At 47.8% G+C, this 12,338-nt stretch carries 11 protein-coding genes; 7 read left to right on the top strand and 4 right to left on the bottom strand.

Going from position 1 to position 12,338, the window contains the following annotated elements:
* Positions 1-245 precede the first annotated feature (245 nt).
* The 4 genes from M1D67_RS05420 (at position 246) to M1D67_RS05405 (ending at position 5,029) form a co-directional block, all read left to right on the top strand.
* Entirely contained in the window at positions 246-560 is a 315-nt protein-coding gene (locus M1D67_RS05420) for a heterocycloanthracin/sonorensin family bacteriocin (RefSeq protein WP_080131300.1), read from the top strand.
* Positions 561-684: 124 nt separating this feature from the next.
* Positions 685-2,541 carry a putative thiazole-containing bacteriocin maturation protein gene (locus M1D67_RS05415; protein WP_479831649.1) on the top strand — a complete coding sequence of 619 codons (1,857 nt, stop codon included), beginning with the start codon at positions 685-687 and terminating at the stop codon, positions 2,539-2,541.
* Positions 2,541-4,475, top strand: coding sequence for a TOMM precursor leader peptide-binding protein (locus M1D67_RS05410; protein WP_105980847.1), 1,935 nt, complete (start codon positions 2,541-2,543; stop codon positions 4,473-4,475). Before M1D67_RS05415 ends, M1D67_RS05410 begins: the two co-directional genes overlap by 1 nt.
* A gap of 77 nt (positions 4,476-4,552) precedes the next feature.
* Entirely contained in the window at positions 4,553-5,029 is a 477-nt protein-coding gene (locus tag M1D67_RS05405) for a DUF4944 domain-containing protein (protein ID WP_463315655.1), read from the top strand.
* A 15-nt stretch (positions 5,030-5,044) separates the two neighbouring features.
* On the opposite strand, the gene M1D67_RS05400 is transcribed toward M1D67_RS05405, so the two are convergent.
* A complete protein-coding gene (locus M1D67_RS05400; protein ID WP_023856535.1) occupies positions 5,045-6,025 on the bottom strand; it encodes an aldose 1-epimerase in 981 nt (326 codons plus the stop codon).
* A 237-nt stretch (positions 6,026-6,262) separates the two neighbouring features.
* On the opposite strand from M1D67_RS05400, the gene nhaC reads away from it, so the two are divergent.
* Entirely contained in the window at positions 6,263-7,621 is a 1,359-nt protein-coding gene (nhaC, locus tag M1D67_RS05395; RefSeq protein ID WP_035339086.1) for a Na+/H+ antiporter NhaC, read from the top strand.
* 40 nt (positions 7,622-7,661) lie between these two features.
* Here nhaC and dat read toward each other — a convergent pair whose 3' ends face one another.
* The gene (gene dat / locus M1D67_RS05390; protein WP_095290007.1) at positions 7,662-8,513 is read right to left on the bottom strand and encodes a D-amino-acid transaminase; all 852 of its coding nucleotides are present in this window, start codon (positions 8,511-8,513) and stop codon (positions 7,662-7,664) included.
* Positions 8,514-8,806: 293 nt separating this feature from the next.
* Between dat and M1D67_RS05385 the strand changes: the two genes are divergently transcribed.
* Together M1D67_RS05385 and M1D67_RS05380 are read left to right on the top strand one after the other, a co-directional pair.
* The gene (locus M1D67_RS05385; protein WP_023856532.1) at positions 8,807-9,718 is read left to right on the top strand and encodes a polysaccharide deacetylase family protein; all 912 of its coding nucleotides are present in this window, start codon (positions 8,807-8,809) and stop codon (positions 9,716-9,718) included.
* A 135-nt stretch (positions 9,719-9,853) separates the two neighbouring features.
* Complete coding sequence (locus tag M1D67_RS05380; protein WP_025811792.1) at positions 9,854-10,348, top strand: GNAT family N-acetyltransferase; 495 nt, start codon at positions 9,854-9,856, stop codon at positions 10,346-10,348.
* A 39-nt stretch (positions 10,349-10,387) separates the two neighbouring features.
* Here the strand turns inward: M1D67_RS05380 and M1D67_RS05375 are convergent, their stop codons facing one another.
* Both M1D67_RS05375 and M1D67_RS05370 read right to left on the bottom strand, forming a co-directional pair.
* Positions 10,388-11,137: an NAD-dependent protein deacylase gene (locus M1D67_RS05375; protein ID WP_025811794.1), complete on the bottom strand. Its 750-nt coding sequence runs from the start codon at positions 11,135-11,137 to the stop codon at positions 10,388-10,390.
* Positions 11,138-11,166: 29 nt separating this feature from the next.
* The gene (locus M1D67_RS05370) at positions 11,167-12,243 is read right to left on the bottom strand and encodes a mechanosensitive ion channel family protein (RefSeq protein ID WP_106070786.1); all 1,077 of its coding nucleotides are present in this window, start codon (positions 12,241-12,243) and stop codon (positions 11,167-11,169) included.
* Positions 12,244-12,338 lie beyond the last annotated feature (95 nt).

Genomic DNA, 12,338 nt, shown 5'->3' with positions numbered 1-12,338 from the left:
TGTCCCCCCTCTCTTCAGTCCCAACGATCTTTATATCAATAAACTGCCGCAAAATAAAAGCCCCTCTCCAGCGAAATCCAATAACAGGAAAAATAGGCGTTCAAATTAGTAACAACCACCTAACAGACCTCATAATTTGATCTTGTGAGTACCCGGGGTATTTGACTTAATCTGACTTTGCTTATGTTTCATTCTTTTTTTATTGTGTTTTGGTCAAAAAATTTTATCGATGAGGGGGATATTAAATGCAACCATTCCATGATGAACTGCAGTCGTTGGAGATGGATCAATTCCAGGCAGAAGATATGACGCATTGGGATGCGGACCGTCATCACGCCAATGTTAAACACTGCGCAAGCTGCTGGAGCTGCGGAAGCTGTGCCAGCTGTTGGAGCTGCATGGGTCACAGCTGTTGGAGCTGCGCGGGTCACAGCTGTTGGAGCTGTGCGGGCCACAGCTGCTGGAGCTGTATGGGCCACAGCTGTTGGAGCTGCATGGGCCACAGTTGTTGGAGCTGCGCGGGCCATTGCTGTTGGAGCTGTTGGCGCGGAGGCATGTAGTTTTTTTATAAAAAAGAAGACTTCCCCTGCCTCTTTTGCCGCAGGGGTCTTCTATTGCATAAAGGACAAACAAAATTACATATAATGGTATGCCTTGTTTTTAAAACATTGAAGGAGGAAGAGCATGACACACCTGACTGCTTCCGCTCGCCTGAAAGTAAACCAGGATACATGGTTTCTTCCTGATCCGAACGGCGGCGCATATTTTAGAAATAATTCCGGGTCGTTTCGCATAAAAGGATCTTCGATTGCTCAATGGATCGAAAAACTTCTGCCGATGTTCAACGGGGAACATTCGCTTGAAGACTTGACAAAAGGGCTGCAGGCTCCGTACCGAAAGAGAGTATATGAAATCGGAGAAATGCTTTATAAAAACGGGTTCGTTCGCGACGTAAGCCGGGATCACCCGCACAAACTGGAAAGCTCAGTGCTTCAAACGTTTGAAGCCCAAATCGAATTTATTGAGAGCTTTGCCGATTCCGGCGCTTACCGCTTTCAGCTGTCGCGTCAAACCAAAATATTGGCTATAGGGGCCGGCTCCTTTCTCACAAAATTGGTCCGGTCGCTGATCGATTCCGGTTTTTCAAGAATCCGTGCGATCGTGACGGATGCATCCGGGCGCGCTTTAGACGAACTGGCAGAAATATCAGGGCAAACAGAAAGCGGACTGGAGATTTGCTGCGCCGAAACGCAACACTGGCGGGAAGCGGTGCGATCTGCCGATTGGGTTCTGTATGTCTCTGACCGCGGCTTCACAGATGAGCTCCGCGATCTTCCAACGTTTTGCCTCGAAGAGAACAAAGGCTTCATACCCGGGATCTGCCTGAAACAAGTCGGACTGGCAGGCCCTGTCTTTCATCAACAAGGAGACGGCTGCCTGAAGGATGCCTGGAGGCGCCTCCATCGGTCTGCGCTCCATGAAGAACGGGCTCTTCGAACTTTTCCTTCGGCAGGGAAAGACATGCTGGCAAACGTTATTGTGTTCGAATTGATGAAAGCAACTGCTGAGATTGCACCATTATCTAAGAAGAATCAAGTGTATCTGATTGATTTGGCAACGCTCGAAGGCGGCTGGCATATGTTTCTTCCGCATCCGGACTTCGAATGCGGCAAGGATTCGCCTGAACTCATCTGCGACCTTGAAGCGAAACTTTCGGAGCGCCCCGGAAGAGAAGCAGAAAGCAGGTTATTTCAATGTTTCAGTGAACTGACCTCACCTGTAACGGGCATTTTTCATCTGTGGGAAGAGAAACATTTGCGGCAGCTTCCTTTAGCACAATGCTTTGTTCAGACAGCAGACCCGCTCTCTTCCGGACCTGCGGAGCTTTTGCCCAAGACGGAGTCGGTCGGTTTGACCCATCAAGAGGCGCGGCGGGAAGCCGGGCTGACGGGTATTGAAATGTATGCATCAAGGTTGAACCGTTCTTATCCGAATAACGGGGAGTTGTTCGCGATCGCCGCCGGGGAAACGCTGGCTGAAGGCGTATTAAGGGGATTGGAGAAATGCTTGGAACACCGGTTGCGAGAACGGATCAAAAGCGGAAAAGAAACGATTTCCCTCGTTCAGCTAGGCGGAATGGAAGACCGGCATACCGCATTTTATTTAAAAGCGCTGACAGTCTTGTACGGCAAACCGGAAATCGGTTTAGGAAAAAACATACAAGGCTTCCCTGTCGCATGGGCGGGAATTCGCGGCCGCTGGTACGGAAGTTCTGGACTCAACATCACATTTGCTCTCAGAAAAGCGCTCGAACGGGCGCTGACAGACAAAGACCCTGTGAAAGGCGCGGATGTTTTGCTGGAGTCTAGTGACCTGAAGCTTGCTACCCCCGTTTCCGCTGATTTGCAGCAAACACTGCTTTCCGCCTTGAAAAACAACTGCGACTTGCAGCTTTATGTCTATGAGCTGCCTGCTGAACCATTTTTCAAAGAAAAACTGGCAGGCATTTACTGCGTGCAGTTGCGAAAGGAGGAATCTTGATGAACCGCTGCATTTTGGTCATTGGCGAAGGATTGATGGCAGAAGACGCATCACAACAATTATCTGCTGAATATAACATTATCCGAAGGTCTGATTTTGAGAACAGCATACCGGAGGAGACTGCGTTCGCTCTTGTGCTGCACGATGCTTGGCGGCCTTTATTATACCGCGAGGCGGAAAAGGTGCTAAGGGCAGCAGGGATTCCGTGGCTTCGCGGGTTTGCATCTTTTGGCGAAGGGGTCATCGGACCGCTCGTTATTCCGTCAGCGTCAGGATGTTCCCAATGCGCCGATATGAGGCGGTATATCTCCGGCCCCGACAGCAGAGAGACCCTTGAACTGGAACAAAAAAGCAATGGCATAAGCCGCGATCCGTGGGTTTCAAAGACCGGCTGCCGCCAAATGGTCAGCCTGATCTGCACAGAAGTCGACAACATCATGAACGGCGGGTGCGGCCGGTTGAAAAAAAACCTATACATCGTCAATTTGAAAACGTTAGAAAGTTCGCTCCACGCTTTCATCCCGGAACCGACATGCCCTATATGCGGCAGTCTGCCTGAAGACGGAGCGGAATCCGCACGGATATCGCTTCGGCCCAGTCTGAAAACGAACCCGGACAGCTTTCGCGTGCGAAACACGGACGATTTAAAACAAACGCTCGCCAAAGACTATCTGGATCATAGAACGGGGATATTCAACACCAAAATTTATGACGCGATTCTGCCGTTCGCCGATATGATCGTCAATATGCCTTTATGGACGGGAAATGAAGGTGTCGGAGGGCGGAGCCATTCGTATGAAGACAGCGAATTGACCGCCATTTTAGAGGGTTTGGAACGTTATTCCGGAATTGAACCGCGCGGCAAACGGACGGTCGTACATGACACCTATGAAAATGTAAAGGATCGTGCGCTCAACCCGGCAAAAGTCGGGCTCCATCAAGCGGAACAATACATGCATCCCGATTTTCCTTTTCAGCCATTTCACCCGGCCCGTCCTCTTCACTGGGTATGGGGCTATTCATTTTTGCAGAAACGGCCGATTCTCATTCCTGAATCGCTCGCCTATTACAGCCTGGGGCGCGAAGACAGCTTCGTCTATGAAACATCGAACGGCTGTGCACTTGGAGGGAGTTTGGAGGAAGCGATTTTCCATGCCATACTAGAAGCCGCTGAGCGCGATTCATTTTTGCTTGCCTGGTACGCCAGGCTCCCACTTCGGCAGCTGGATCTCGGCTCTTCAGAAGATCCGGAATTACGCCTCATGACAGAGAGGGTGCGAAGTGTGGCGGGATATGATCTGCATGTCTTTAATTCAACGATGGAATACGGCATTCCAAGCGTTTGGGCGATCGCCAAAAACAGAAAACGGGAAGGATTGAATCTGATTTGTTCCGCAGGGGCCCACCCCGATCCCGTAAAAGCGGTGAAAAGCGCCCTTCATGAGCTGGCAGGCATGATGTTGAAGCACGACCGCAAATTTGAATCTGAAAGGAGCAAATATCACCAGATGCTCCGCAATCCTGCTTTAGTGCAGGAAATGGAGGATCACAGCTTCATGTACGGACTGCCTGAAGCTGAAGAGCGACTCCGGTTTTTGCTGAATCAAAGCCGGCCTCTACAAACATTCGACGATGCCTTTAAAAAAAGAAAGAAACACCTTGATTTAACCGAAGATCTCTGCGACCTGCTTGAAGCTTTCCGGAGTCTCAATCTTGAAGTGATTGTCGTTGACCAGACTTCCCCTGTTATCAAACGGAACGGACTTTACTGTGTGAAAGTGCTTATCCCGGGCCTGATTCCGATGACATTCGGACAGCGCTTCATCCGCCTGGAAGGACTTGAGAGAATTTTCACGGTGCCGAAGGAGCTCGGCTTTGCAGAAGAGCCGTTAACACCAGAACAGCTGAACCTGCACCCGCACCCGTTCCCTTAAAATTTAAGAGAATGACTTTTTTTCCCGATTGTTCTGCTTTATGATCATAAAGCAGAACTTTTTAGGCGGTGGATAATATGAAACAGGAATACAAGCGGCCGCTTCTTTTCATTGCTTCCCTTTTCACGGCCTTTTGCACCGTTTATTTCGGCGGCAGACTGATCGGTTTCTATATGACGGAATACCCGAAATGGAACGGACAAAGCGCCGATGGAAATTGGGAGGCCGTGATCAAAAAGATAGACGGCCGCACGCTATTTGGCGGAGACCTCTATTGGACAGGCGACCGCGGGGAGCTGGACGATATATATTTGGAAAAGTTGGTCGTAAAGTTTGGTGATGAAATCGTTTTGAACTCCCAAGTCGAGACGCCGATGAAAGATTACGCGGGAGGCGAATTCCCCGGCGGAGGGTCAAAAGAACAATCCGTTTCTTTTTTGGAAGAGCTTGAAGAAGCCGAATTCGCCGGCCGCAAGATCACGGTTCAATTGGATTGGAGAGAGGGCAAACAAGCGTCCCATACAGCATTTACGCTTGATAAAAGCTCATGGTAAAAGGCGGAATATCGATTATATTCCGCCCACCTCAATTTTGCTTCGCATCGTCAGCTCTTCCTGAGTCCCCAAATCCCGAAATCCGGTCACATCCTTCGGAAGGTTGAGGTTCGGTGCATTCGTCATCCAAGTATATGGCTCTATACAAAGCAGGTCATCCTGATCAGATGTACCGTTAAACACAACCCAGTGCTTAAAATGACCGTCGCATTGGTAGCGGACGCGAATGCCGGCGAGGCTGTCCGCAATGACGGCCGCGCTGTTTCCTTCCTGGTCTTGTTCAGCTGCCAATATATCGTCAAGCCTTTCTCCCGCTGCCATTTTTCCCGCTTTGAACTCCTCTGTCACCCGATACTCGCCTGTCGGCAGCATGCGGTCTGTCAGCGTCCATCGCTTTGAGGCAGGAAGAGTAAACAGACACCTTTCTTTATCTCCTGCTTCGTTTAAAGGATAGCGGAAAGATGTGTGGTACCCCAATCCGATCGGCATCGGGTCTTGACCGCGATTGACAGCCGATGCATCGATTTTCAGATGCTGTCCTTCTAACGTGTAAGTGATGGTGATGGAAAACGAGTGCGGAAAGATCGCTTTAATATCGGGATGATCATCAGAGTCCAGCTTCGTCTGCACGATGATCATCTCTTCTGTTGCCTCCACTTTTTCGACCGTCCATTTTTTATCGTAAAGAAATCCGTGCAGGTGGTTTTCGAGCGGCTTTTCATTGATCGGCAGCTCGTACGTTCTTCCCGCATATGTAAATCTTCCGTGATCGATCCGGTTGGGAGGAAAAAGAACAGGAATTCCGAATAAAAACGGATTCGCGTTATATTCTTCCTTTGTTTCAGGCGTTTTCAACAATTTCAAACCGCTCGGCTTCCACTTCAGTGAAATTAAATTGCTTCCCCACCCGGGCACAAGTACAGCCTCTAAATCATCATTTTCCAACCAGATCGCTTCCTCATCTAAAAACCGGCTTTTCTGAACAGTGTAAGACATTCGCATTTCCCCCTATTTTGGCTAAAGGATCAGTGAAACGTGTATCAAGTACATGCCTATCTCCAATCTATTATATCTTAAAAAAGTCAGCGCTTTCAAAATAGAATGGGCGAACCTTTGAAAAATGTTTGAAATATTTTAATTTAAGTATATAATCTATTTTTCTGTTATAATACGTTTATGCACAAAAGCATCAAAGTATTAAAGAGAGATATTTCTTCTAATGAGGTGTGTGACTTGTCAAACGAAAAACGTCTATCGTTTTCCATATCGGCTCTATTGTTTTTAGCCATATTGTTCATTATTTTCACCTGCTTATTCATATTTAAAGCAGAAGCGCACATACCGCTGTTGATTTGCGTTGGTTTTTTAGCTGCGGTCGGCGCGGTGAAAGGCCATTCCTGGAAAGACCTTGAAAGCGGCATTGTCTCAGGCATCCGGAATGGCGTTCAGCCGATTATCGTCCTTTGTTTAATCGGCATCTTAATCGGAGTCTGGGAGTACAGCGGCGCGATTCCGACGGTAACGGTTTACGCGTTGAATCTGATTGAACCGCAGCACCTGCTGCTCACCGCACTTTTCAGCTGTCTTGTGATCAGTTCATTGGTCGGCTCCAGCTTTACGACGGTCAGCACGATCGGCGTCGCCCTCATCGGCGTGGCCGCAGCGGCCGGCGTTCCACTGACATGGGCGGCGGGAGCTGTGATTTGCGGCGCCTGTTTCGGCGACAAAATGTCTCCGATGTCTGACACGACCAATTTTGCCGCAGGAGTCGGAGAGCTTCCCATTTTCAAGCATATTAGACATATGGCGGGAACGACGATCCCCGCTCTTTTGATCACGATTTTGCTTTTCTTTTTCATGGGCCGTTCTTTAACGGCGGCACCGGCTTCTACCGAAAACATTCAAGCGATCATAAACGGAATAGAAGGTACAGTCAACATCAGCGTCTGGGCGCTTCTGTCGCCTCTTCTTGTGATTGTACTTGCTGTCAGACGAACGCCCGTCATTCCGTCGCTTGCAGCGGGGATCGTTTCCGCCGGAATTCTTGCCGCGTTGATACAGCCTGACGCCAGCATTTCATCGTTTTTGTCAGCGATGCAGAATGGTCCTGTTTTCTCAGCCGACACTGAAGCCGTTGAGAAAATTTTAAACCGCGGCGGCCTTCAATCGATGATGGGCTCTGTTTCCCTGATTATCATCGCATTCGCGCTCGGCGGTCTCATGGAAAAGATAGGCCTGATTACAAGCCTGCTTGAAGGTGTGATCAAGGGCATTCATACGAAAGGCCGGCTTGTGTTCTCAACCGTTTCATCAAGCATCGGCATGAACCTGGCGACAGGCGAACAGTATTTATCGATCTTGATTCCCGGACAGTCCTTTAAAAAGCTGTATGACAAGCTCGGAATCGACCGGAAACATTTGTCGAGATCGCTTGAAGACGGAGGGACATTAATCAATCCGATGATTCCTTGGGGAGTCAGCGGCGCGTTCATGTCCAGCGCGCTCGGCGTTCCCGTTATTGAATATTTGCCGTTTGTGTTTTTCCTATATTTATCGCCGCTCTTTTCAATTTTGTTCGGTTTCCGCAAGTAAAAAAACGCCGTTTCCCCTTGGAAGCGGCGTTTTTCTTTTGTTAAACCGGTTTGGCTGTCTCTGACAAAATGCTGTTTTGCAATGCGGTCTGCACATTTTTGGTGAGCGGTCCGGGCGCTCCGGAGCCGATAGTTTGCCCATCAATCGATGTGACCGGAATGACTTCGGCTGTCGTTGACGTGATGAACACCTCATCTGCATTCAGCAATTCAGCCTTTGTCACCGCTTTTTCTTCATAGTTCAAGCCGTGTTGCTCACACAGCTGAAGCACTTTCATCCGCGTGATGCCGTTTAAGATGAGCGTTGTCACAGGATGGGTGTAGATAACGTTTTGCTTGACGACGTAAACATTTGAGGACGTCCCTTCCGTCACCAACCCGTCGCGAATTAAGATCGCTTCGAATGAAGAAGCTTCATGCGCTTTTTGCTTGATCATTACATTGTACAACAGATTTAAACTCTTAATGTCGCATCTCAGCCAGCGCATGTCGTCCGCAGTAATAGCTGAAACGCCGTTTTGCTGTTCTTTTTCAGGCTTTTGAATAGGAAATGTATAAGCCGTCACCTGAGGCGTAAGCCCTGCTCCGTATTGGTGCTTTCTCGGGGCTTTTCCCCTTGTCACTTGAAGATACAGCCCGCCGTCCCGCATTTGATTGATGTCGACGAGCTCTTTCAGCTGGCTTTTCAGCTCGGCTTCTGAAATAGACAAGTCGATTCCGATTTCGGCTGCGCTTTTATATAAGCGGGCAATGTGTTCATCAAGCGTGAACAAGATTCCATTGTAAATGCGGATGACTTCATAGACGCCGTCTCCAAATTGGTAGCCTCTGTCTTCAATATCAACCGCACACTCGCTCCGTTCCATCAGCCGGCCGTTAAAAAGAACTTTCATTTCTCCATCCCCTTGTTTTTTGTTGACTTCTGAATTTTCTCCATTCCATTCTAACACGACCCTGCCCTTCAAAATAGTGCAATATTTCCAAAAACTTTTCTCCGCCTTCATGATCAAAAAAACAGCATTCCCCATCGTTCAGCATTTTCTATTAAAATTTGATATATTTTTCCCTTCATCCTGTATTCATCTTCTTTCCAATCCTGTATACTTAAACATTGTGATCCATTATTTTATGAGACTAGCATTCTATAATGGCATTGGAACGAGAAAAATGATACGGAGAGAGTGACATGCGCCAAGTATCAAAAAAAACTGCCCCATCTGTAGCTTATCTGTTGACGAAAGCAGCGTGCTTTTTTGTTTTGTGTCTGATTCTCCTGTACGTGTGGGACCTTTCACAGTCCTCTGCCGCCGCTGAGAAAAAAGAGCTTACGGTGTCGGAAAACAGCCAAATGAGGCATGAAGGAGACAGCGTTCCGCTCAAAAAAGCAACGCAAGGCGAACTTCTCGATCACTTGAGCACAAAACAGCAGATCGAAAAGCGCAAGCAGGAAAAAGAGAAGCAAAAAGCTGCCGCGGAAAAAAAGCAAGAAAAATTGAAGGAAAAAACGGTTTATTTGACGTTTGACGATGGGCCTTCAGCCGTAAGCCAAAGGCTGCTGCAAATTTTATCCGAACATGACGCTAAAGCGACGTTCTTCATGCTCGAACCGAACATGAAGCTTCACAAAAAAGCCGTTCTCAATATGAAGCAGCAGGGCCATGCACTTGGACTTCACGGAGTGACCCATGACCAAAAGCAATTTTATAAAGGCGCCAATTCTCCTCAGCTGGAAATGAAGCAGGCTCAAAAAACGCTGAAGTCTATCACCGGGGTTGAAACCCATTTAATCAGAACGCCTTACGGGAGCAAACCTTCGCTGACCGAAGCGCAGAAAAAAGTGCTGAAAAAGAACGGATTTGTTTATTGGGACTGGAATATTGACAGCATGGACTGGAAATACAGAAGCCAAAAATTCGTTCCGGAAGTCATGAACCAGCTGAATACGCTGGAAAAGCGGCAGACAAAACAGCCGATCGTGATCCTGATGCACGATATTCCTTCAACGGTTCAATCGTTGCCGTTATTGCTGACAAATTTAAAAAACATGGGGTATTCATTTGCAACGCTTGATGAATCGATGACACCCGTTCATGAATAACACCCCATACCTGATCCCCTGCTGAAGGGGATTTTTTTTATTTCCTCCCGCAAGTGTGATTATCTGACACACTTGTTGCCAAACAAACCGTTTTCTGATTATGATGCAGTTATCTTTATATCATGGGGTGAATAAATGAAAATTGAAGAGCTGCATTCGACTGCCGAATATACCAATCAATTGGCCGAGCTTCTCATCCGGGTCGTCGATGACGGGGCATCGATCGGCTTTCTGCCCCCGCTTGATGAGCAGCTGGCGGAGGCTTATTGGAAAACAGCCGTCACACCGGATTCGGTGTTATGGATTGCCAAACAAAACGGCCGGATCGCAGGAAGTGTTCAATTGCACTTATGCACAAAACAAAACGGCCGCCACAGAGCGGAAATCTGCAAGTTAATGACAGATCCCGCCTTCAGGCGGCAGGGCGTCGCCAGATCATTAATGGAAAAAGCGATCGACAGGGCGAAACAGGAAGGCAGATCTCTTCTCGTGCTAGATACAAGGGAAAAAGACCCGTCCAACCTTCTTTACGCTTCGCTCGGCTTTGCCGAAGCCGGCCGCATTCCCGCATACGCGGAATCTGCAGACGGCAGCTTCGATACATCCGTTTTTTATTATAAAAAATTGTGATGAAGCTCAGAAAAAGGCGCTCCGGTCTGGAGCGCCTTTTTAACAGTTAAGCTTCCGAACAAACTCGGCGATTTTTTGATGGATGACAATATCAAATAAATGATCGTAAGGTGTCTTATCGAGATTGATCATCGCTTTCTTCAAGCCTGGGATCAAGTGCGCTTCTTCAGGAACAAACCTGACAGGCGCCACTTCGAGTGAAGTGCCGATCACCAAAAGCAGGTCGGATTCGTTGAGGACTTCAAAAAGCGTGTCAAAATGCTGAACGGCATCGCCGAACAGCACGACATCCGTTTTTAATATGAATCCGCATTCTCTCCCCTTGCCATTGACGCGATGGCATCTTGGCACTTCTTCTTGAAGAATGTGGTCAAGACCATAGCGCACCCCGCATTTTGGGCATGTGGCAGTTTGGATCGAACCGTGCAGTTCATAAACATGGCGGCTTCCCGCTTTAAGATGCAGTCCGTCGATATTTTGCGTGAACACCTTGACATCCTTACCGCTTTTCTCGAGATCGGCTAAATAAAGGTGCCCGTCATTCGGCTGATAAGTTCCGGTCATTTTCATTTGAAAAAGCTCTTTAAACTTCGGCCAAAACAATTTTGGATATCGTTCATAATAATCACGACTCATCGCTTCCATTCTCGACAGATCTTCCGTCCATATGCCGCCGGCTGAACGAAAATCGGGAATACCTGATTCCGTGCTCATACCGGCGCCTGTCAAAACGGTAATGCGCTCGGCATTTTCGATCATCTCCACAAATCTCAGGGCTTTTTCCTCCATTTGGCTTGTCTCCCTTCCAAAAGCGTTACCTAAGCTTCTCCTTGCTGATCTTTCATTTTCTTCAACTCAAAGAGGCTGTGACCCGGAGAAACAAAATCAACCTGCTCCTCTTTCATAATATCAAGAATTCGGTAGTTGACATCCTGTCTGACGTCCAAGTTTTCGGCCCAGACCGTCGTATTGGTATAGTAGTTGAAGAAGATGCTTAAATGCGTATCCTTCAGGACGTCGAAATTGACCATAATGACATCCGGGTTGACCCCTTCGTGCGACTTGAGCATTTCTTTGAAACGCTCCACACATCGTTCGACTTTCTCGCGCGGGGTGGATGGATCGATTTCGAGCGTAAAGGTGACCTGACGCTTTCGCATTTTCGTCCAGTTCATGATCGCTTCGTTAGCCAGCACCGAGTTGGGGACGGTCACGAGAGCTTCTCCGGCCGTGCGGACTTTCGTGCTTCTGAACGATATATCTTCAACAGATCCGGTGACGATATTTGTTTCAATCCAATCGCCGATTGTAAAGGGCTTCTCCATAATAATGACAATTCCGCCGAAAAAGTTGCCGACAGTGTCTTTTGCCGCAAGAGCAAAAGCGAAGCCGCCGAGCCCGAGTCCGGCAACAAATCCGTTGACATCATAATTGAACTCTCCGGCGATGACGCTGATTCCGAGCGCTACAATAATAAAGCGGAGAATCTTGGACAAAAACGGCGCAAGAATATCATCCATATCAAGCTCAAGCCGCTTGTTGATTTTATCGAATAAAACCGACGAAGCCGCCGTTAAGTTGTATAGGCCGCTTACAATAACCAAAATCACGGACACTCTGTACAGTTTATGAACGATCGCCATATGCCCATCAAAAAACGGGGAATAAATGATGGCCAGATAAATACCGAGTATCGCAAAAAACCACCGGGCCGGCTTTTCAAACGCCAGCGCCACCTGATTAAAAAAGTCTGTTTTCGTCTTATTCGTCAATTTCAGTATTAAGTTGAACAAGTACTTCGTAAATATTTTTCGAAACGCGAAAAATAAAAGAAGGATACCGATGCTGATTCCGATATCGACAGCGAAATCCATTGTCATATACTTTTCGAACATTGCTTTCTCTCCCTTATTTCACTCATCAAGCTTTAATTATACTAAAACGAGAAAAAAATTTCTCATTTTATTGTGCACCAAAAATAACCGTCGAC

This window comes from Bacillus sp. PK6-025, assembly GCF_056530265.1.
This window is presented reverse-complemented; position numbering and strand designations above follow the sequence as displayed.